The 22687-nt window shown below is 58.8% G+C and carries 15 protein-coding genes; 6 read left to right on the forward strand and 9 right to left on the reverse strand.

Annotated elements, in window-relative coordinates; translation table 11 throughout:
* Positions 1–116: 116 nt before the first annotated feature.
* The 9 genes from AC0L2C_RS14825 to AC0L2C_RS14865 all read right to left on the reverse strand — a co-directional run bounded on the left by AC0L2C_RS14825 (position 117) and on the right by AC0L2C_RS14865 (position 10146).
* A complete protein-coding gene (locus AC0L2C_RS14825; RefSeq protein WP_127208196.1) occupies positions 117–821 on the reverse strand; it encodes an ABC transporter ATP-binding protein in 705 nt (234 codons plus the stop codon).
* Positions 814–1572, reverse strand: coding sequence for an ABC transporter ATP-binding protein (locus AC0L2C_RS14830; protein WP_473523685.1), 759 nt, complete (start codon positions 1570–1572; stop codon positions 814–816). The genes AC0L2C_RS14825 and AC0L2C_RS14830 overlap by 8 nt, the downstream gene beginning before the upstream one ends.
* On the reverse strand, positions 1565–2497 hold the full coding sequence (locus AC0L2C_RS14835) for a branched-chain amino acid ABC transporter permease (RefSeq protein WP_473523686.1): 933 nt from the start codon (positions 2495–2497) through the stop codon (positions 1565–1567). The genes AC0L2C_RS14830 and AC0L2C_RS14835 overlap by 8 nt, the downstream gene beginning before the upstream one ends.
* Complete coding sequence (locus AC0L2C_RS14840; protein ID WP_473523687.1) at positions 2497–3360, reverse strand: branched-chain amino acid ABC transporter permease; 864 nt, start codon at positions 3358–3360, stop codon at positions 2497–2499. The genes AC0L2C_RS14835 and AC0L2C_RS14840 overlap by 1 nt, the downstream gene beginning before the upstream one ends.
* 67 nt (positions 3361–3427) lie before the next feature.
* Positions 3428–4687, reverse strand: a complete 1260-nt coding sequence (locus AC0L2C_RS14845; RefSeq protein WP_473523688.1) for an ABC transporter substrate-binding protein — start codon at positions 4685–4687, stop codon at positions 3428–3430.
* Between the two features lie 35 nt (positions 4688–4722).
* Positions 4723–5499 carry an SDR family oxidoreductase gene (locus AC0L2C_RS14850; RefSeq protein ID WP_473523689.1) on the reverse strand — a complete coding sequence of 259 codons (777 nt, stop codon included), beginning with the start codon at positions 5497–5499 and terminating at the stop codon, positions 4723–4725.
* A complete protein-coding gene (locus tag AC0L2C_RS14855; protein ID WP_473523690.1) occupies positions 5496–6386 on the reverse strand; it encodes a beta-keto acid cleavage family enzyme in 891 nt (296 codons plus the stop codon). The genes AC0L2C_RS14850 and AC0L2C_RS14855 overlap by 4 nt, the downstream gene beginning before the upstream one ends.
* Positions 6383–8137, reverse strand: a complete 1755-nt coding sequence (locus AC0L2C_RS14860; RefSeq protein ID WP_473523691.1) for a hydantoinase B/oxoprolinase family protein — start codon at positions 8135–8137, stop codon at positions 6383–6385. The genes AC0L2C_RS14855 and AC0L2C_RS14860 overlap by 4 nt, the downstream gene beginning before the upstream one ends.
* Positions 8137–10146: a hydantoinase/oxoprolinase family protein gene (locus AC0L2C_RS14865; protein ID WP_473523692.1), complete on the reverse strand. Its 2010-nt coding sequence runs from the start codon at positions 10144–10146 to the stop codon at positions 8137–8139. The genes AC0L2C_RS14860 and AC0L2C_RS14865 overlap by 1 nt, the downstream gene beginning before the upstream one ends.
* Positions 10147–10318: 172 nt before the next feature.
* On the opposite strand from AC0L2C_RS14865, the gene AC0L2C_RS14870 reads away from it, so the two are divergent.
* The 6 genes from AC0L2C_RS14870 (at position 10319) to AC0L2C_RS14895 (ending at position 22411) form a co-directional block, all read left to right on the forward strand.
* Positions 10319–11035: a GntR family transcriptional regulator gene (locus tag AC0L2C_RS14870; protein ID WP_473494801.1), complete on the forward strand. Its 717-nt coding sequence runs from the start codon at positions 10319–10321 to the stop codon at positions 11033–11035.
* Positions 11036–11466: 431 nt separating this feature from the next.
* Positions 11467–11877, forward strand: coding sequence for an acyl-CoA thioesterase (locus AC0L2C_RS14875; RefSeq protein ID WP_473523693.1), 411 nt, complete (start codon positions 11467–11469; stop codon positions 11875–11877).
* Positions 11878–12635: 758 nt separating this feature from the next.
* Positions 12636–13391 (forward strand): 4'-phosphopantetheinyl transferase family protein, encoded by a 756-nt coding sequence (locus tag AC0L2C_RS14880; protein ID WP_473523694.1) that lies wholly within the window; start codon positions 12636–12638, stop codon positions 13389–13391.
* 252 nt (positions 13392–13643) lie between these two features.
* Positions 13644–14369 (forward strand): GntR family transcriptional regulator, encoded by a 726-nt coding sequence (locus tag AC0L2C_RS14885; RefSeq protein WP_473494798.1) that lies wholly within the window; start codon positions 13644–13646, stop codon positions 14367–14369.
* A 675-nt stretch (positions 14370–15044) separates the two neighbouring features.
* Positions 15045–16982, forward strand: a complete 1938-nt coding sequence (locus AC0L2C_RS14890; protein ID WP_473523695.1) for an amino acid adenylation domain-containing protein — start codon at positions 15045–15047, stop codon at positions 16980–16982.
* A gap of 83 nt (positions 16983–17065) precedes the next feature.
* Positions 17066–22411 carry an SDR family NAD(P)-dependent oxidoreductase gene (locus AC0L2C_RS14895; protein WP_473523696.1) on the forward strand — a complete coding sequence of 1782 codons (5346 nt, stop codon included), beginning with the start codon at positions 17066–17068 and terminating at the stop codon, positions 22409–22411.
* Positions 22412–22687 lie beyond the last annotated feature (276 nt).

Consider the following 22687-nt stretch of genomic DNA (forward strand, 5'->3'; position numbering starts at 1 on the left):
GCGTCCCGACAACACGCGAGCGCCTTGATCGCCAACCCGCCAGGATGAACAGAGGTTAGTTGCGCCGCGATAAGCGCGCAGCGCGGCCTCGACACACGTCCTGCATCTCGGGACAACTAGCCTAGGTAGGACGCGATGACGGCAGGATCGTCCCTTATCTCTGCTGCTGGTCCGGACAGTGCAACGCGCCCCTGCTCAACGACGTAGGCATGTTGTGCATACTCAAGCGCAAGCATGGCGTTCTGTTCGACGATCAGCACACCGATCCCGCTTTCGCGCGAATAGTCGCTGATGGCCGAGATGAGCTGCTCTTCGACCATAGGGGCGAGGCCAATGGACGGTTCGTCAAGCAACAGCATCTTCGGTTGCGCCATCAGTGCCCGGCCAAAAGCAAGCATCTGCTGTTCACCGCCGCTCATTCGACCTGCTTGTTGTTTTTGACGGTTGGCGAGCACCGGAAAGAGCTCGAAAATTCGCTCCAGCGTCTTGCGCCGCCTTGTGGGATCAGGCCGAACGGTTGCGCCGAGCAAAAGGTTCTCTAGGACCGACAGTTTCGGAAAAAGCTCACGTCCCTCTGGCACAAGAGAGATGCCCTTGCGCACGATGTCATCTGGTGCAAGCCCATTGAGCTTTGCACCGTCCAATCGGATTTCGCCGGAGGCGAGTTTGACGAGACCGCAGATAGCATTCATCAGGGTCGTCTTTCCCGCGCCGTTGCTGCCGACAACCGCGGTCACTTGCTCAGTGCTGGCCGTAAAGCTCATCCCATTGAGCGCGCGGACGCCACCATATTCAAGTACCAGATCTTTCGCCTCAAGCATCACTATTCCTCTTCCGACCAAGATACGCCTTAATCACTTCAGGATGACGTCCGATTTCCTCAGGCGTTCCTTCCGCAATGACGCGGCCAAAATTCAAAACGGTGATCCTGTCACACAGACGCATCACCGATTTCATGTCGTGCTCAACGAGCAAAATCGAGATTCCATCTGCTCGCAGTTGTTCAACCCGTGTCGAGACCTCTGCCTTTTCGGTTGCATGCAGCCCTGCCAACGGTTCGTCCAGGAGCAGTATTCGAGGGCGGGTCGCCAGCGCGGTTGCGATGCTTAGTACGCGCCTCAAACCACCTGGAAGGTTCCCAGCAGGCTCATTGGCGCGTGATGCAAGCCCCATCCGCTCCAGTGCCTCGAACGCAGCAATATTGATCTTCGCGGTCTCTCCGGTCGGTATCCATCTCTTAGGGTTCCACGCTGACCCCTGTGCAGCTCGGACGCCGAGCGCCACGGCTTCAAGCAGGGTTCCTGAAGTGTAGACCCTCGTAAGCTGAAATGTTCGAACCAGGCCCAGCCTGGCAATACGATGCGAGGGGAACCCTTCGACGCGAACACCATCCAGGCTGACGTCACCGGCAGAAGGTTTCAAGCTTCCGCTTATTAAATTCATCGTCGTCGACTTGCCCGAGCCATTCGGCCCGATAAGGCCGCGGATTTCGCCCCTTCCGAGCTTGAGCGACACTCCATCTACCGCTTTCAAGCTGCCGAAGATCTTGCTTAAATTATTGATCTCAAGCATTTTTAGTCCTCCAGACCATGAGGCGGCCACGCGCCCATTGTCCGAAGAGTATTGCGATGATGACAAATACGCCCCAGATCATCGGGACGAATTCAGGGACAAATCTGAAGATTTCTTCGATCAGCGTAAGAAACAGCAGTCCGAGAATTGGACCGGAAAAACGGGTCGTGCCACCGATCACACAGGCCGCGACGACCTTGAACATCAGCATCGCATTTATATCCGATGGCGAGACGATGCCGTTGTAAGTGGCGAACAAACCGCCCGCTATTCCGGCGCCGAATGAGCCAAGTATGAACGCCAAGGCGCGCAACGCCCAGGCATCGATCCCGATCGACGACGATAGTGCCTCGTCCTCGCCGACAGCCTTGATCTTCAAGCCGGCGTCGGAGGCATCCAGTGACGCGTAGAAGATGCCCAACAAGACCAGCACAGCGGCTACCAGGCATAGGAACTCCAGCGTCGACGACGGATTAGGCAGGATTTCAGGCCGCTCGATAAAGGCGATGCCCGATGTGCCGCCAGTGATTTCCCGGAACTGAATGAAGCATTGGCGCAGTGCCTCTCCCGCCGCAAAGGTCGACAGGAAGAAGTAATATTGGCGGGTCCGAAGCACGGGGTAGGACAGCAGCGCTGCAAATAGCGCCGCGAACAATCCTCCTGCGACCGTTGCCACCAGCACCGGCAGGTCGAATGGCGGCTTCGAAAGGATTGCAACGGAGTAGCCGCCGATCCCCATGATGGCGATATGAGCGAACGACCAACCTCCCATTGTCGTGATGGTGCGATACGACAGAACCAGGATGGAAGTCATGCCGAAAAGCACGAGGACACCAAGCATATAGTTACTGCCGACGAAGCCGCCGACGACAAGCGCGGCGCCCAGTGCGCACACGGTCATTAAATCGCGTCGGAACGCACTCATTATTCCTTCTCCCCGAACAGGCCAGATGGCTTAACACTCAGGACGAACAGCATGACGGCCGCGCTCGTGAGAGCGAGAAAACGTCCGGCACCGAACTGAGACATGAGGGTATCGAGGACACCGAAAATAGCAGCGGCAGCAACCGCGCCCCAGATGTTGCCAATACCACCAACGATGATGATGATGAACGCCTTCCATAGCGCACCCGCGCCCATGAAGGGAGAGATCTGGCTGATGGGACCCATGGCCGCACCGCATATGCCCGCAATCGACGATCCGAGGATGAGCGTAAGTCGGCCCACCTTCTCGGTTCGTATACCTTGCAAGAGGGCGCCACGCGGATTTTGAGCCACAGCGCGAATGCGCCGGCCTGCCTCGGACCTCATGAGGAATACCCACAGACCGGCTGCTAGTACGGCGGCCACCCCAATGACGACGAGTCTCGATGCCGGAAGAATGGCGCCGCCGAAGTTCACGACGCCTCGCATCGGCGGGGCGATCGAAAGACCAACGGGCCCAAAGATTTGAACGACAATCGTCTGAATGACATACGACAACGCAAGCGTTGATATGAAAATCGCCAAAGGCTTGTCGCCGAGTGGCACGACCATGGTTTTGTGTAGCACCAGGCCGAGCAGCCCGGTCACCGCCGCCGCAACGATTGCACCGATGGCCCATGCGACTGGACCACCCACCTGGGGTGAGAGAGTCGAAATACAGAGATATGTTGCGTATGCGCCGATCATGAAGAATTCGCCATGGGCGAAATTAATGATTCGCATCACGCCGAAAACCAATGCCAGACCGAGGGCGAAGCAAAGGTAAAAGGACGTGAGCGATAGGCAATTCAGTAAGATTTGCATCGGGTCAATCACCTGAGAAAGGTCGGAGTAGCCGCGGCACGTCCGCGGCCACCTATGCCGATAAGCCTCACTTTGCCGAGACTTGACCGCCTTCAGAGAGTGCTGGCAGCGCTGCGTCTTTGTGAGCGTTCCACCAGGCAGCAACATCAACGACGGCGGTAACCTTTACACCACCCTTGTCGTCCGTCACGTAGACCGGGAGTGGAGTCATCAGCCAGTTGTTGGCACCGAAGATTTCCGATCCACCCCAGCGCGAAGGTCCGAAAAGCGGCTGATCCACGGTATCGCTTGCGAAAAGCGCGTCGCGCACGCCTGCGCCGGTGGGATCAGAGGACTTCTGAATCCCCGCCTCGATGGTTGTCATCGCTGCGTAGGCGACCGACGCGAGCGCCGACCATTCCTTCTCGCCGAACTTCTCGACGTAGGTCTTATAGAACGCCGACACGCGCGGGCTGAAGTTCGGCTCGGAAGCATCGACGACATAAGCGCTGAAGATCCGGCCAGCTACTTCTGCAGCCGGGACACGTTCCGTTACCAGGCCCATGGTCCAGCCTTCGCTGCCGTAGAGACCCTTGTAGCCCAACTGCTCCATCGCCTCGACGAACAGGGCCTGCTGTCCAGGTGTGAAGCCCAGCTCGACGATAAGGTCGGGATTGGATGCCATTACCGGCGTGGCCAGGCCGAGCATATCCGACGTTGATGCCGGATCGTAGGGCTGCGAGTAAACGATCTCGACGCGATCCAGGTAGGGAGCCAGGCCTGCCTTGTAATAAGCAAGCGCCGCCTGGCCGAAAGAGTGGTCGGCCGTTACGATTGCGACACGCTTGATCTCCGGCCGGCTCTCCAGGAGATGGCTGACAAGAAACATGTATGACGCCGGTGAGCCGGTGACCGAACCGATGAGGAACGGGTACTTCGGGCCGAGATAGCCGGCACCATAGCTTGTTGTCAGAACCTTGTTTTCGGTAGTGATCTCGGCGACCGCCTGGCGTGAAGCAGGTGTAAAGGTCTGGAGAATGAAGCTCACCTTGTCATCAAGAATTGCACGGCGGAAAGCGTTCAGCTCATCACCGGCTGTGTAGCAATTGTTGTCGTAGCCAGTTACCTCGATCTTATGCTTCTTGCCCGTTGCGTCGGCGATACCGCCGTTCGCGTTGAATTCTTCGGCCCAAAGCTGAACACCGCGAGTAATCGGAACGCCCCATTGAGCGCACTCGCCTGCCTGTGGCTGGACCACTCCAACTTTGATCGTATCTTCGGCGGCCGCTGAAGTTCCTAGAGCACCGGCAAGTGCGCCGGCGATCAGCAGTCTTGTAAGCACGTTCATTTCACTTCTCCCTGTGTTGAAGTTCCCCTATGTTTCTACCGGAGTATTTCGGTGTTACCGCACACACCCAATGACTGCCCCGAGATTGATCTGCCTGCATCGGACGCGACGAAAACCGCCAGATCCGCAATTTCCTCAGGTTCGATCATTCGACCCAGTGATATTGTCGCGACTTCCTCGGCCTCGATTTCAGCGAGCGGGCGTCCTGTAAGTTCTGCCCGGGCGGACATCACTCGCTCCATGCGCGGCCCACGGACGGACCCGGGAAGGATTGCGTTCACGCGGATGCCGAACTGGCCGACCTCCATCGCGAGCGATTGGGTAAGGCCGATCACGGCCCATTTGGCCGCCGCGTATGGCGTCCTCATCGGCATGCCGAGTCGTCCGGCCGCTGAGGACATGTTGAGGATAACCCCCGACCGCTGTGTCTTCATCCCGGCCATCACACCGCGAATGAACAAGAACTGGGCGGTGAGATTGACATCGACCGTTCGCGCCCACTCCTCGGGCGAGACGTCCTCAATCGCAAGCGTCGGACCGGCAATGCCGGCATTGTTGAAGAGGATGTCCACTCCGCCACCCAATCCCGCGAGCATCGACTGGAGAGCGGCTGGAACGCTGGCGGGGTCAGCCACATCGCATACGACTGCAGTGGCTTCGGGATATTCCGAGGAGAACGAGCTTACCGAAGCGGGATCAATGTCACAGACTGCGACCCGCGCACCGGCTTCAATCATTTTCTTCGCGACGACCCTACCGATACCGCTGGCACCGGCAGTGATAATTGCGCGCTTGCCAGAAAGAGGGCTCATGCTGCTGCTCCCAATCCAAGGCGATCGCGGGTCGCGGCGGATGACATAATCCGCACACCCATGCGTTCGACGATTTCGTGCGCGCGCTGCACAAGCGCGACATTCGTCGCCGGAACAGCCCGTTCGAGCCAGATATTGTCTTCGAGGCCGACACGCACGTTCCCACCAAGCAGAACAGCCTGGGCGACCATCGGCATCTGCATGCGGCCAACGCCGAATGCGGACCACACAACGTCGGCGCCGCGGGCTGCATCCGCCATGGCCTTCATTGCCGTCGTGGTGGCCGGAGCGCCCCAATTCACGCCTAGGCAAAATTGGATCATTGCAGGGCCGGCGAACACGCCTTCGCCGATGAGCTTCATGACAAAGTCAAGGTGGCCGAGGTCGAATACCTCGAGCTCGGGCTTTACACCGTAACCCCGGATCAAAGCCGCACCCTCGCGAATTTGCTCGGGCGTGGAAATGTAGACCAGATTGCCTTCACCGACGTTGTATGAGCCGCAGTCGAGCGTGCAGACGTCGGGTCGCAGCGCCTCGACGTGGAGGAGCCGGGTCTTCTGGTTGACGAGATCTGTGCCAGCGACGGCCTTGGTCGGACACTCGGCGTCGAGAACGAGGTCGCCGCCCATGCCCGCCGTCATGTTGACGATGATGTCCTTGTTGCGGTCACGAACGCGCTCAAGCACTTCTGCATAAAGTTTGACATCGCGACTTCCGTCCGTCGTCTCCGGATCGCGAACATGGACATGGGCGATCGCGGCACCAGCTTCGGCGACGGCCAGAACGTCGGCGGCGATCTGTTCAGGCGTCACGGGGACATGCGGGTTCTTCTTGGGGCCTGCTCCGGCGCCGGTCACGGCACAGGTGATAAAGATTTCGTTGTTCATGCTTGTTGTCTCAGCTTGGAGGTTTCGTCTGAAAGAATTTCAAGAGTTTTGGGGTCGATCGCCACGCCGTAATCCCGGCGTGCGGCTTCCGCCGAAATGTAGCCGTCGATCACGTCTTCGCGGACACGCTCAGGATTACGGGAGCGCGCAACGCCCCAGCCGCCGCCACCTGTGGACAGGAATTCGAATGCTTCGTTCGGCCCGAATTTGTGGGATGACAGAAGCGGAGAGCGCCAGGTGCCATCCGGCCTCGGGCCACCGATGATCTCGCGGCGCCCATCGCCATATTCCTGCACCAGCACCTGAACGGGACTCATGCTGCCGCCGTTTACGCCGGGGCTTCCCTCGATGGTTCTGGATGTCTCGATCGAAAGCTCGCCGCCATTGAGAAAGCGGAACTTGAACCGCGCGCCCAGACCGCCCCGGTTTTCGCCCGGGCCGCCTGAATCCTGGCGAAGGTCGAAGGCTTCGACGACGACCGGGTAGAGCAGTTCGGCCGCTTCCGCTGGCATGTTGGTGCAGTTGCCCAACGGATCCAGCGTCACGTTCAGCCCATCATTGTATGGCGTTCCGCCCCAGCCGCCCGCCGGGATGTCCGAGAAGACATCGATGCGCCCGCCGGCACCGCGAACCGCAGCAACGAACCAGTTTGCATCGGCGCATGTAGGAGCGATCGCAAGATCGGGGATGGCCTTTGCCACGGCCTGCCAGATCGCGCTCTGTACTTTTCCGGACGTTACGGTGGTGCAGCCGACGACAGGAGCGGGCCAGCGCGCATTAAGCCAGCAGTCATCCGGAAGGCTCAATGTGATTGGCGCAAACATGCCTGCATTCGGCGGCGCGTCGGGCGCTAGGAAGAACTGCAGAGCGGTGTATACGGCGGCGGTCGTGTTCGCGAAGGGCGAATTGATCGCGCCGGCAACCTGGGGATCGCTTCCCGCGAAATCCACGTGCAGGTTTGAGCCCGAGACGGTCAGCTTGACTCGCGCCCAGACCTTGGCATCGGTGATGCCATCGGAATCCGCGTAGTCGGCGCCTTCGTAGACACCATCCGGTATCTTTTCGATTTCTGCGCGAACGATCCGTTCGGTGTAGCGGATCATGTCGTCCATTCCCTGGAGCAGGGTCGCGCGGCCGTATTTGCGCGCGGTAGCCTGGAGTTCATCCTCGGCAGCCAGCAGAGCGCCCATATGGGCTTGCAGGTCGCCGCGGATGTAATGCGGCGTGCGCGTGTTTCGCAGCAGGATTTCGAGAAGGTCCGGATCGACCTCATAGTTGCGATAGAGCTTCAGTGGGGGAAGCCGAAGCCCTTCACCGGCGACGTGCGTTCCAAAGCCCTGGCCACCGGGGCCGCCACCCCCAAGATCCATCCAGTGACCGCGGCTTACCGCGAAACCGATAAGCATGTCTTCATGGAAGACAGGCATGGTCAGCGTCACATCGTTGATGTGGGTGCCGCCGTCATAGGGGTCATTCAGCACCACCACATCACCCGGCCGAAGCGTCTCGATGCCGAACTTCCGCGCCACGGCCTGGACGCTGAAATGCATCGCCGCCAGATGAACGGGGCAGTTTGCAGTCTGACCGACCAGACGCAGCGCGGGGTCATAGATCGCGTTCGAAAAGTCGAGATTTTCCGAAAGGATCGGCGAGAAGGATGACTTCTGCAGAATCACCGTCATGCGGCGGCAAACATGCTCGAACGTGTTGCGAAGCACTTCGAACGTGATTGGGTCGATTGAGGTAACCATTATGACCTCTCCAAGATGCAGTTGCGGGCGGAGTCAAAGCGTGCCACCCAACCCGGTGGAATGACGATGCTGGTGTGCGGATCTTCAATGAGAGCGGGGCCGCTGACCTCGACCGCGCCGGCGGCGTCGTGAACCGGGCTGTCGGTCCAGCCGCCAAACCAGACCTTGCGTTCAGCCTGACGTGGCGAGCCGATCGCGGAACTCGTACTAGATTGCAGAATGCCAGCGGGTGATGGCGCTTCCGCCGTGACTGCCAGTGCGACAATCTCCACGGGGAAATCGTCCGACCGGACACCGAACTCTCTCTTGTGCGCACCGTGGAAGGCCTCAGCCAGGCGATCGAGGTCGCGTCGCTCGATAGCACCCCGGTCCTGCACGACGTCCACTTCGAAAGTCTGACCCGCATACCGCATGCGCATCACGAAGCTAACCTGCACGCCGTCTGCGCTGGCGCCCTGCCCAAGAAGGGCTTCGACGGCTGCATCACCCAGGTTCTTCAAGCGGAGGCCGATTTCATCGAGCTCCTTGGCGACGAGCGGGGCGTAGTGGAAAACTTCTTCGTCGTGCTTGATTGCCAGTCGCAGCGCTCCATAAGCAGAGGCAACACCGGAGTATCTGGGGACGATGACCGTCGGCGTGCCGAGCGCCTCGGCGACTGCGCACGCGTGCAGCGGTCCTGCTCCGCCAAAACTCGCAAGCGCGAAATCGCGAGGGTCTCGGCCGCGAGATGCAAGGACAAGCTTGACGGCTTGTGCCATAGCCTCGGTCGCGATCCGCAGCATGCCTTCGGCACATTCCTCGGTGCTAAGTTTCAACTGAGACGAAACGGTCTCTACGGCTGCGCGAGCCGCTGCGACGTCCAGTTTAAATTTACCCGAAAGATCCGGGCTAATCCTGCCGAGCACCAGATTTGCATCCGTGATCGTCGGCCGCGTTCCACCTCGCCCATAGCAGGCAGGCCCGGGAACCGAACTTGCGGACATGGGGCCGACGCGGAGTGAGCCACCGCTGTCGATCCAGCCGATCGAACCCCCGCCGGCGCCGATTGAACGGATGTCGAGCATCGGCACTGCGACCGGAATGTCGAACTCAATTTCATATTCGCGGGTGATGAGGCCCTCACCATCCTCGACGATGGATGCGTCGAAGCTTGTTCCGCCCATATCGGTGTGAATGATGTTTACCGAGCTGGCCGTACGTGCGATTTCGGACGCATATCCGACGCCGCCTGCAGGCCCCGACTCCACCAGTTCCTCGACACGGAGACGCGCCTGGTTGACGGACATCATCCCGCCATTGCTTTTCAGGATCATGAGATTGCCGGTAAACTCCGCTTCACGGAGCCGGGCCTCAAGACGCTCAAAATAGTCGGCCATCACCGGCAGGATCGTGGCTCTCACTGAAGCCAACGTGAAGCGCGTGTGCTCTCGGAACACCGGCTTGACATCCGCCGAAGGAATTGCCCGCACGCCGGGCAATGCGGCTGTGATGATTTCGGCGACCTTGCGCTCGTTTGCCGGGTTCGCGTAGGAGTTGATCAGGCAGATAGCCACGGATTTGATGCCGGCTGCAGCGATGGCCTCGATAATGGGCTGAAGCTCTGCAGCATCAATCTCCTTCTCAACCTTCCCGAACGCAGTGGTTCTTTCGTTGATCGTGTAGCGATGCCGACGACGGATCAGGGGCTTAGGCTTGGTTTGATAGGGCCGATAAAGATGTTCGCGGTGCATTCGGCCGATTTCGAGCACGTCGCGAAAGCCCTCCGTGGTGATCATCGCAGCATCCGGGAAGGTGCGCTCGATCAGTGCGTTGGTCGCCGTCGTGGTGCCGTGGACAAGCAGCTCAATCTGGTTCGGTGCGATGCTGGCGTTTGCAATGACGTTCAAGACGCCACGCGACCTTTCCTCAGGGGTCGTCAGAACTTTACCGGTTCGCTCTTCGCCGGTCGCACTGTTGACCGCGAAGAGGTCCGTGAAAGTTCCTCCCACATCGATACCAACCTTCCACATACCAGTTACCCTTTCATTGATCGTTGATCAAAGAATTGCCGGCAAAACAGATTTGTGTCAACCCCCATGTCGACGCGATATCCACCACACAGAGCCTAACCATTTTTGATCGTTGATCAAATAAATTATTTTCGCTATGCTCACATCCGTGTCAGGCAGATCAGGAGTGAAAATGCCAGCGACCAAATTTCCCGTGCTTCGGCCGCGGCCAAGAAACTCAGATTTGGAACATGTTTATGCGGAGCTAACTCGTTCAATCATGATGGCCGAGTTTGCACCTGGTCAGAAGTTGAAGCTCGACGACTTGGCCACCGCATTCGGCACAAGTCATATGCCGGTTCGAGAGGCCCTCAATAGACTTGTCATGGCTCGCGCGCTGCAGTCCGAAACGAGGCGAACTCCCTTCATTCCCGAAGCGAGCGTTGGGCGCCTTCGCAATCTACTTACCCTTCGAACAGATCTTGAAGGCAAGGCGGTGGCGATGACGGTCGAACGCGGCGAGAACGGGCTTGCCGATCAGCTGGCCCAAATAAATGCCCGGATGGATATTGAAGCGGAACGTGGCGCATTAGGAACGCGGACGTATTTACAACTAAATCACAAGTTTCATTTTTCGCTGTATGAACGATGCGGAAATCCTGAACTTGTGAATCTTATTGAATTGCTTTGGATGCGTTATGGGCCGTTGTTGAGCCTGTTGAAGGCGACTCCAATGTCGTTTTCAGGGCATCGGCATCACGCAGACATAATTGCCGCCGTGAGATCGGGCGACAGCACTACAGCTGTTCAGAGCCTGGTCGCCGACCTGCAGGAAGCTGGAGACGCTATCGCGACAGCTTTGTCTACAAAAATACACAAAGCGCACAGCTCTAGCTCGAGCGCACCATGACACTGGAACCGCAATTCCTGGGCTGCGCATTGATTCCAAATGGACGAAACGAAGATGGCAGAATTGGAAAACGACCCGCGCGTTGCGAGGGCGGTGTTTGGTGGTGGATGATATGGATCGAAGCTGGTAGCGAGCGACCCGCGACCTCCGCGTCGGGCGACTCTAAGTGCGGGGCCCAGGCATTCCGATGCGCGCCGTCGCTCATTTGGCCTCGCGAGGTTCCGTTCACGCTGCCTGCTGCCGCTGTTTCGGTTGGGCATTGCTTCTCGGGTAACTCGGAGCAGTAGCTCCAGGAGGGAGAGTGGGCGCGATTCAAACTGAAACTAGCGTCTTCGCGGCCCATAGCCAATACAGCTGTGCCGAAGTGAATACCCAAGCATGGGTTATCCCGACGATGCGACACTTTCCGCCAACTCTTAGTGAGGTATATTTTGACTGACGAGATCGATAGTTTTATTGGCGTCGCGCAGCCATGGATGTGCGACGAGTTTGGTCATATGAACCGCCGATTTTACGCGGCCATGTTTGACGACGCTACATTGGTCGTGCTGCGGTTCTTGGATGTTGATGACCGCCAAGACTCCCTTGGATGGGCGGATGTCAGGACCGAGACCGATTTTCGCGCAGAGGTATGTGCGGGGACCATTCTTAAAATCCGATCCTCCGTCACAAAGATCGGCAAAAGTTCGCTTACCATCCGGCATGTCATGGTGAATTCGTCCAACGGTGAGACCGCTGCCGTGGAGAGCTGCGTATCAGTTCGATTCGACCTTCAACAGCGCAGGTCAAGCGAGCTCGGTAGGGCAGTTATCGCGCGAGCAGAGTCGGTATTTGCCGCTTAGTCGGCTACGCTGCGCAAAAAAATAACGGTCTGGCCCCGACGTCCAGCGTCTCTACTGCAAATTGGTTGGTTCAAACTATCCTCAACGTCATAAAATTTGCATTTCATGACATTACTCGGTCAAGCGTGGCGCGCCAGTCCTCGACCGGGTTCGCTCGTCCCAATCCGGGTCGTAGATCAGCGGATCCCGCTCGGGCACCGCTTCCGATCGAGGTAGCCGTTCGACTACCACACCTTCGAGGACCGCATTCGAGCGCGCATGCAAGGCGTCGATCGCCGCGAACTCTTCGGGCAGCGGATCCGGCTCGTCGCCTCGATTGGCTCATCGGGGTCCAGTTCCGGCGCGGATGTCCCCACGACGGCATCATCGACGCCGCCTGCGAGGCTTGGCAGAAGCTCATCGCCCAACCCGAAACAATCACATCAATCGGAATGCGAAAGTGGGCTCACGTCGGTCGAGCTTCATGACCGTTGGTATAAATCCCCAACAGGACGCGCAACTTATCCAGCATCATCCGTCCGTTCATCCGATTGTTCGCCCCCTTGCAAACCCTACCCAGCCAACTCGGTGCTTGGAAGACCCACCACACTCCCGTCCTGGCCGGGGCGCATCCTGCGAATGGCGCAAGCCCTCAGCTTCGCCACCTAAACGTATAACTCTAGCTTAATGAATTCGTAATATGAATTAACAAACTCAAACTCGTTCCCCAGAAAATATCATGATAGAAATGCGACCTAGGTTAGGGGAGGCGACGGGATATGACCGCTTTTGCCGATCTCGAACTTATCGCTCTATCTTCTCGTTCACGTGGATTTTTCACCGATGTTGAGTTACATGTTCCCGGGCTCCCCAATGCGATCTTGGTGCGCGGCAGGTTTGATCTCGAGAGCTATACGGATGACCTGTTCAACCTGCTGGCGTTGCACTGCCCTGCCAGTCTGTCCGCAGCGGTGGCCATACGCCGTGCTGAGTTTTTAGCCGGGCGAGCGATGGCACACGCGGCATTGCGGGCGCTGGGTCAAGCCGCTACTGAGATTCCAATCGGCCTAGGCGGGGCTCCACTCTGGCCTTCCTCTTCCGCTGGATCGATAAGCCATACGCGTGGGCATTGCGCTTGTTTCGCCATCGCCAATGCGAACTGGCGGGCAGGTGTCGACGTTGAGGCGCTGGCCAGCGGTCATGCTCTGGATGCGATCCTAAACATGACCACCAATGAGGATGAGCGCGCCTTGATCGCTCGACAAGTGGTCCTCTCTCCAGACTGGCTGGCGAGCCTAGTTTTTTCGGCCAAAGAGACACTTTTCAAAGCGCTCTATCCTGTGGCAAGGCGCTTTTTCGGATTCGACTGTGCAGAGTTACGAACGACGCCTCGAAACGGGCAACTACGACTGCATCTGACAAAAACTATCTGTCCAGAATTGCTCGAGGGCCAGCACTATGACATTCGCTTTAGCATCGCTGCTGGCCATGTGTTGACCTGGGTGGCAGTAACACCCCAGCATATGTCAATGTAGCGGCTCCTGGCCGATACATCGTTAAGGCTGCCGAAGCTTCGGAACCAGGGCGCTGGAGATGGCGGCTGGCCCTGGGTCGTCGTGGCCGGAAATCTCGGCGGCAGGTGCCCTGCCGGGTGGTTTGCGATGCGCGCACTTCGGGCGTGGACCAGCGGATCAGGGCTCGGGTGGGCTGGTGCCCCGCAGTTTTCATGCAGCGCGTGAGACGTGTTCACAGGGCGTTCGAGGCACCGGTTTTGGAGATCATGCCAAATGGCGACAAAAGGCTCGAAGTACGAAATACCACCATTGAAGGCTTCCCCAAGTTCGACGATTGAGCATGTCTATGCCGAACTGAAGGACGCACTGATGTCCGGGGAATTTTCGCCCGGGCAGCCGATGCGTCTCAAGGAACTGGCTGTCGCATTCGGCACTAGCCATATGCCAATCCGCGAGTCGCTCAACCGGCTTAGCGGCATCGACATACTCGAACGGGCGCCGCGTCAGTCCGCGCGCGTTCCAATGATCACTGCTGAAGGCCTCCGCGATCTTCTGGAAGTGCGCCTTCTAAATGAACGGCAGGCCATAGTCTGGGGTGTGAAGAAATCTGCCGGGAAGAGCCTAAACTATCTCAGAGAAATCAATGAGAAGATGGAACTGCTAAATATGGAGAAGAACGCTGACGTAAAAAAGTATCTGAAGCTCAATCAACTGTTTCATTTCGCAGTTTACAATCTCTCTGAAAACAAGGTCTTGATGAACACAATCGAGGCGCATTGGCTACAGGCGGGCCGAGTCCTCGGCCTCAGGCGAAATGAAACGAGAGTTGTTCCGGGCCACCATAATCATCGCGAAATCATTGACCAGTTGGAGAAGGGCAATGGCTTGGCAGCCGCCGACGCCCTCGAACGCAACATCATGGAAGCGCATGAGCAGATTTTTGCGATTCTTGAAAAGTCCGACCTGACAGATCGTGCGGGAAATCGGGTCCCTGCCTAGGAACGCGGAATTGTGCCCCAGGATGGCAACAAGCTTGTATCCCTTGCCCATATGTAGCGCCAGGAGACCCGTGCGCGGGTGACTGGATCGGTGAGAATATCTGGGATTCTATCAATCCGAACGTTGGATGAGGGGGGACGCGGTGGGCGGCAGCGCATTGGAAAGGAGCGGTCGGTTTTGCAGTTGATGGCGCTAACAGTCATCACTGGATGAGATTACGAAGCTGATCGACCAGATGGCGTTGCTCGCTCTCTCGAGCGATTCTGCCTGGCCGCTGTTGTCGTTATTCGAGGCCAGCCGCGCAGCCGCACGACGCACAGCAGGGTGTCGTTGCTCACTGGCAGCATCAGCCTTGGGGTGAAGCCCGCTGCCGGCGCCCTCAAGGAGGCGATTGCTGCTACAGGCCCAACATCTTCAAAACCGATCAGGGAAGCAATTTCCGGAGCCTCGCCTCCAGGGCCACGCAGAAGGACGCCGGCATCCATGGACACGTCTTCCTCATGCCTTCGAAACCGGCAGCGAGATGCCTAGGGGATCGGCACTGTATCTGGCGATGCCCGCACACCTCGGTCGAAATATTAAGAACATGTGAAGTTTTATTGAATGGATTGACTGTGAACTTACCACGGATACAGTAAAAATGTATTTAGCATATCTGGCATTCTGAGGGAAATCATGCAGAGTTTAAACAACGCCTCAGGCCCTTCAGAGCGGACCATTGCAGCGTCCGTGCTTTGGTATGCATCCGAATTTCCTCGCCGTCTGGCTGTCGTTTTCGGAACAGAAACGATCAACTACATGGATTTGTGGCTGCGAGCCTGTGAGATAGCTCGCGCCCTAAAAACTGGACGTGAAGCGGGTTTGGACCGCGTCGCAATTCATTTTCCCATCGGTGTTGACCGGATCGCGGCGATCCTGGGCTGTCAAATCCTGGGTGTTTCCTACGTTCCCGTGGAACCAAGTCTTCCAGAGAGTCGCATTCGCGAGATGCTTGCGCAAGTGGACCCGAGCGTGCTCCTCAGTTCATCGGCCGTCTGTTCGGCGATCCTCAAGGATGTTTCGTCGGGCTCGGCGGTGATGGTCGAGGAAATTGGAGTGGGCGCAGCCGGTGCTGGATCGTCCGACCGAGATGCGGCGCTGTCGCCGAATTCCAGTGGCTACGTTATCTTTACCTCGGGTTCGACTGGCAAGCCGAAGGCAGTCGACATGGGAGGAGCAGCACTTCAAAACCTTGTGGACTGGCAGATCGAACTTTCGACGCTGTCAGACAATGCGGCAACGGCTCAGTTCGCCACCATTTCGTTTGATGTATCGTTTCAGGAGATATTCTCTACGCTCTGTTCTGGTGGCCGTATCGTCATCCTAACGAGTGAACAGCGGATCGACCCCGATTTGCTTTCGGACGAGATACAGCGTGCCCGGGTGGAACGATTGTTCCTGCCATTTATCGCTCTCCAACAATTGGCGTCGAATTGTGTGGAGCGCAATCTGTTTCCCAACAGTCTACGGGAGATCCACACCGCCGGCGAACAACTCGTGGTCTCTTCCGGTTTGCGCGAGTTTTTCAGCAACCTCCCCGAGTGTCGGCTCTTCAATCAGTACGGTCCCTCCGAGACACACGTCGTCACCTGTCACGAGCTTGATAGCAATCCAGCCGAATGGCCTAGGTTACCGCCTATCGGTCGGCCTCTGCCGAATGTCGAACTCTTTATTTTAGATGAAGATGCGCGACCGGTGAGGTCACGAGAGGTGGGAGAGCTCTATGTCGGTGGCGTTTGTCTCGCGCAGGGTTATTTCCAGGATAAGGAGCGAACAGAGGAACGGTTCCTGACTATCGATATTAATGGCACGCCAACGAGATTGTATCGGACCGGCGATTTTGCGACGTCAGATGAAAGTGGTTGTTTTTTCTTCTGTGGTCGCCGTGACCACCAAATCAAGATTGACGGCTATAGGGTTGAACTTGGGGAAATTGAGAGCGTTATAGCTGATCACCCAGACGTGGCCGAAGTCGCCGTGGTTTTCGAGCGTGATGCAAATGGAACGGGACGGCTGATCGCCTGCCTAACGAGCAAAGATCAGGCGCCAACCGACGGTCTCGAAACAGTAGTTCGCGCCCATGTCCGTAAGATGCTCCCTGGCTACATGGCGCCGGACCGTGTCCAGATCATGAGCGCGATGCCTAAAACGGCAAGTGGCAAGGTCGATCGCAAATCAATCGCCGAAAGGCTATGTGCCGAAAAGGTCAAGACCTCGGCGCCGCCTGTCGAGAAGGCTGCCAGTGCCACTACAAGCGGATCGACGAAGCGAGGTGACCTGTGCAGCGCGATTACCTCCCACTGGCGGGAGCTTCTGGACCATCCCTCGCTCGCCGATTCGGATAACGTGTTCGATTTCGGCGCGCGTTCGATCATGGTCCCGGAGCTTCAACGCCGCCTTCGCCGCCAATTCGGGATCAACATGTCAGCGATCTTGGTCTTCCGGCATCCTTCGCCGAGGGGGCTTGCAGACTCTTTATCGCGAAACTCGGCGAAGGGCGATGCATCGAACACGACGTTGGCTGGACTCGCAACCCGGCGTATGTCGACCAAAGGACGCGCTTCTCCGCGCTGATCCTGCGCACCGATGACCCGCTCCAGCAGACAACACGCTCCGGAAACCAAAGATCAGAAGGCCGGAGCAGCGACGAGGTAATAATGAACGGCCCCATTCACAGAGCTACCCCCATTGCGATTATTGGCATGGCCTGCCGGTTCCCCGATGCTGATACGCCCAAGGCGTTCTGGGAAAACATTATTGCCGGACGCGAGAGCGTTCGTCAGTTGTCGGATGTTGAACTGGCCGGCGCGGGCGTCGACCCCGAGCAGTGGGAAGCGGAGGACTATATCCGCCACGGCGCGCCGCTTACAGGCCTCAGCTACTTCGACGCTGACTTCTTCAGCATCATGCCTCGTGAGGCGGCTCTCCTCGATCCGCAGCACCGACTATTCCTGGAAAACATTTGGCACGCCATCGAAGATGCTGGCTACGCCGTCCGTTCGACCGAGATGACAACGGGCATCTATGCCGGCTCCGGCCCGAACACTTATTTCGCCAGGAGCGTAGCCGGCTCGCACGATTTCAGCAAGGAAGGCATGCTCGACACCATGACCGGCTTCCAGGCCATGCTGGGAAACGATAAGGATTACCTAGCGACTCGGGCGGCCCATCGCCTCAACCTCATCGGCCCCGCCATCAGCGTCCAGACAGCTTGTTCGACCTCACTCGTAAGTCTCCATCTGGCTTGCAGCGGTCTGCAGAACGGCGAATGCGACATGGCGCTGGCGGGCGGTGTCACTGCAATCATTCCCGACCGTGCGGGCTATCACTATCAAGAGGGCATGATCTTGTCCCGCGACGGCCACTGCCGTCCGTTCGATTCCGAGGCCAGCGGCACGGTGTTTTCGAGTGGCGTCGGCGTGGTTGCGCTTCGACGTCTCGATGACGCGCTCGCCGAGGGTGACACCATCCACGCTGTTATTCGCGGATCAGCGATCAACAATGACGGAAACGACAAGATCAGCTTCTCGGCGCCGAGCATCGAGGGCCAATCGAGCGTCGTCGCTAGAGCACTCATGAACAGCTCGCTCGCGCCGGAAACGATCTCCTACTTGGAAACGCACGGAACGGGCACGAAACTGGGTGATCCGATCGAAATCGAAGCCCTCAGCGAAGTCTTCGCCGGTTTACCGGCGGATGTCGCGCCGATTACCCTTGGTTCGGTGAAGGCGAATATCGGCCATACGATCGCCGCTTCCGGCATCGCGGGTGTAATCAAGACGGTCATGGCACTGAAGTCGCGAACCTTGCCGCCGGCGGTCAATTTCGAGACGCCCAATCCGGAGATCAACTTCGATCGCCTTCCCTTCGCCATGCCGACTAGCGCCGTGCCCTGGACGTCCAAGGGTCCACGACGCGCGGGCATCAGTTCGTTCGGCGTGGGCGGAACGAATGCCCATGTCATTTTGGAGGAAGCACCGAGCGAGACGAACGATTTATCTCAGCCGAATGATGCGCCGCACAACCCGGACGTTCCTCGTACGCTGAACATTTCGGCACGCACGCCACAGGCCCTGGGCGCCATGGCCAAGAGTTTTGCTTTGCGACTCGATACGGCAGAGCCCAACGAGCGCGACGCAATCTGCTTCACTGCGAACACCGCCCGCCGCGCTTTTGAGTATCGGAGTTTCGCGACCGGTCGGACAACCAGGGGGCTGGCAGAGAGTCTTCGCGCAAACGATTATGCCCGTGTCGATGTCTCCAAACACGTGGTTCCCGCCGCTCTGTTCACCGGACAGGGCGGCCAGGGCGAAGGTATGGGGCGCGGACTCTACGAAAGTGATCCGATCTTCCGCGAAGCCTTCGACGCCTGTGACGCGGTGGTCGCACGGATTCGCAAGCACGGATTGAGCGACATCCTATACGGTGACGGGACGCTCGCCCATTTCGTTCACGATACCGAATATACCCAGCCCGCCCTGTTCGCGATCGAACTTGCACTCGCCCGAGTTCTCGAGGCTAGGGGCTTCGTCCCAGAGATCGTCATGGGCCACAGCATCGGAGAATACGTGGCGGCCCATCTTGCCGGCGTGTTCTCACTCGAGGACGGGCTGCAGCTGATCACCAAGCGCGGCGAACTGATGGGTCGGCTTCCACGTAATGGCGGCATGGTCGTCCTGACAGCTGATCCGGACACAGCCCATCAGATGATCCGGGACTCCGAAGTTGAGCTCGCCATCGCGGCCGAGAACGGACCAGCCAGTACGGTGGTCGCGGGCGAGACGGACGCACTTGAAACGCTGATCAAGGTCGCCAAGGAAAAAGGCATACGCACGACGCAGTTGAAGGTCTCCCACGCCTTTCATTCGCATCTCATGGATCCGATCCTCGAACAGTTTGAGGCGTTCGCGAGCACCCTCGATTTTTCCGAGCCCGACGGCCGACTGATCAGTGCGAAGACTGGTAAGGTCGCCGGCGAGGAAGTCGCTGATGCGCGCTACTGGACCGACCACGTTCGCCAGCCCGTCCTGTTCCATCAGGGCATAATGACGGCGCAAGAAATTGGGGCGAATCTCTTCCTCGAAATCGGTCCGCACCCGGTCCTCACTCCGATGGCGCAGGCGGCCCTAGATGGCATTGCCTCGCCCTCGCAATTCGTCTCGAGCCTCAATCGCACCCGCAATGACGAAGAGGTTCTCGCCGAGACCGCGGGCCGCCTTTTCGTCGCCGGCCTTGCGATCGATACGCTCACCGATCTGCCGGATAATGAACGCCGGCTCGTCGATCTTCCGCTCTATCCCTTCGAGCGTCAGCATCACTGGATCGACACGAAAGCGAGCGACCGGCTGGCATGGCACTGCCGCCGCGAATGGCACGTGGAAAAGCAGTCGGCGCCGCAACTGCCGAAAGACAAGGCCCTCTGGATTATCCTGGGCAATGCCCTCGGTCTCGCCGGACGTTTGGCTCAGGCGATCGAGGCGAAGCGGGAAGGGCCCAGGCAGACAGCGGTCGTTCTTTCGAATGTCGAAACAGGTCTATCTGGCGGTGTGCTCGACGAGTATGTCGCGGGGATCATCGTCACTCCTGAGAGCGCGGAAGGCGCGTCAAGTGGACAGATCGTCGAGGCGGCGCACAGCCACGCCGCCACCCTCATGCAGTTCGTCCAGACGGTTCAGGCAGCCACCAAGCATGGCAATCTGACGAAGGCGAACATATGGGTCGTCGGCCAGTCCGGCCGTGCCGTGCCGCAAACAGACACACCAATTCCGGACGCCGCTCGTCCAGCCTCACTGGTCAGCGCCTCACTACATGGCATGGCGATGGTGCTCGCGAGCGAACATCCCGATCTGTGGGGGGGTGACATCGATCTCGGCGCGGAGCCGAGCGACGCAGAAATCGCGGTCGCGATCGGCATTCTTTTCGATGGCTCTGGGTCGGAGACCGCCTACGCCGTGCGCGGCGAGGAACGCTATGTCCTGCGCCTCAGCGAAAGCCGCGATGTCGGTATGGATTGCGCGGTCGATCCGCAGAAGACCTATCTCGTCACCGGCGGGCTTGGCGCTCTCGGATCGCTAATGGGCGAATGGCTGATAAATCGCGGTGCGCGCCGCCTCGTGCTTCTCAACAGGGACGTCGCGGACGGCGCCAAACAGGAACGGCTCGAAGCCCTGCGACGTTCGGGCGCTGAGATCGCGGCGCATGCAGTTGACATCGCCGACCAGGTCGGAGTCGAGCGAATTTTGGGCGATCTCTCGGAGGCGGGCCATCAACTCGGCGGGATCATCCACACCGCCGGCATCGTTCAGGACGCCACGCTCGGATCGATCGAGGAGGCGAGCGAACTGGAACGCGCACTCCGGGCCAAACTCCAGGGTACGCTCGTTCTCGACAACGCGAGCCGTCGCTTCTCACCCGACTTCTTCGTCTGCTTCTCCTCGGTTAGCGCGCTTCTCGGTATGAAGGGCCAAGCGGCTTACGTGGCGGCCAATGCCGCCATGAACCGCATTGTCGAGGGCCGCAACGCCGAGGGTCTGCCAGGTGTCAGCATCGAATGGGGTCCGTGGGCGGAAACCGGCATGGCGTCCGGACTCGACGAGCGCCTGCGCAAGCGCCTGACCGATTTCGGCCTGCTCGCGATCCGCAACCGGGAGGCGCTCGAGCGGCTGGAGGGCCTGTTCGCCTCAACTGGCACGCTCACCGCAGCGCCGATCCTGTGGCGACGTTTCGCCAAGAAGCAGTACGGGGAGACGCCGGCTTGGCTCACGCCTCTGTCGAATGTGCACAAGAATCCGCAGGCGGCCAAAGACGACGAGGCGACAGATCCACTTGCGCGGCTCTTCGGCTCGGTCGCGCCGATCGAACGCGGTCAGGCGATCGAAAGCTTCCTGCGCGGAGAAGTCGCCCGTGTGCTCGGCATCGCCGATCCGGACAGCCTGCCAACGGACGAAGCGCTCAACCAAATGGGATTCGACTCCTTGGCTACAATTGAGTTCCGCAACAAACTCGCCAAGAGCGGCATCAAGGTTTCGCTCCAGAAGCTCGTGATGGGTGCCTCAATCGCGGAGATCGCGGCCGATACTGAGACGCAGGTGACCGCCACTCTCGGGGGCATTGCGGATGGCGAGGCGGTGCCGACAGCGCCGGTCGTGGCCGACCGCGCCCAGAGCTACGACAAGAGCGCGGTGATCATTCCGCGTCCGAAGCCCGACGCGCCGATCCGCCTGATCGGCTTTCCCTATGCCGGCGGCGGCCCGCTCGTATTCCAGCACTGGATCGACAAGATGCCGGATCACATCGAGCTCGGCATCCTGCAGATGCCAGGCCGCAGCGCGCGCCTGGAAGAGGGCTTCTGGCTGCGGATGGAGGACATGGTCGACGGCATCGTGCCGGAGATGCTGCCCTTCCTTAAGGACAAGCCGTTCGCGTTCTTCGGGTTTTGCTATGGCGGCATCCAGGCCTTCGAGGTTGCCCATCGGGTGCGCCGCGATCACGGGCTGCAGCCGGAATACTTCTTTGTGGCCGGTGGTCGCTCGCCACAGATCTACAATGACGACCAGTTAGCCATTGACGTCCAGCAGTTCAATCACGGGACCGGCAAGGCCGAACACGAACTCGACGAGAGCGAGTTCGTCGAGATGCTAAAGGAGGTAAATTTCGCCAACAACAAGGCCCTGTTCGAAGATCCCGAAATGCACGCGATGATGCTTCCGATTATCCAAGCGGACTACGAGATGAACAACGCCTATCGCTACGGTTCCCATCCTCCGCTCGACGTTCCAATCACCGCGATAGGCGGCCGCGTCGACCCCTTTGTTACGGGCAACCACATTATCGGCTGGAAAGAGCATACCACGAAGCAGTTCAAGGCCCATTTTTGCACCGGCGACCATTTTTTCATGGAACATCAGATCGAACTCCTTACGCGAATCGCCATCGAAGACCTTGAGCCCGTCGTCCAGCGGTTGGCCGCAGATGGCAAGCGTCAGCTGGCGGTGATGACCTGACCACCGACTTCAGTCAGACCAACAGTCGACCCGTCCTGCCACCTTTGACCGCGAGCCCTGCGGTGGCATGCGAAACATCGAATTGCGCCAGCGGTTCCGTTGCATAGTTTTGTCTGGTCAGAGAATTTGCCAGAGTGTTGGCAACCACATGTGGCAGCGAGGATTTCGAACTGAGAGACGGGTTCGGATTGAAGGCGTACCGCGCCTGTCATTTGCTCATCATGTGGACCACCTTGATGCGCGCCTGTCATTTGCGGGGGCCAGAACAAGAACTGT

The organism is Mesorhizobium sp. WSM4845 (genome assembly GCF_055811455.1).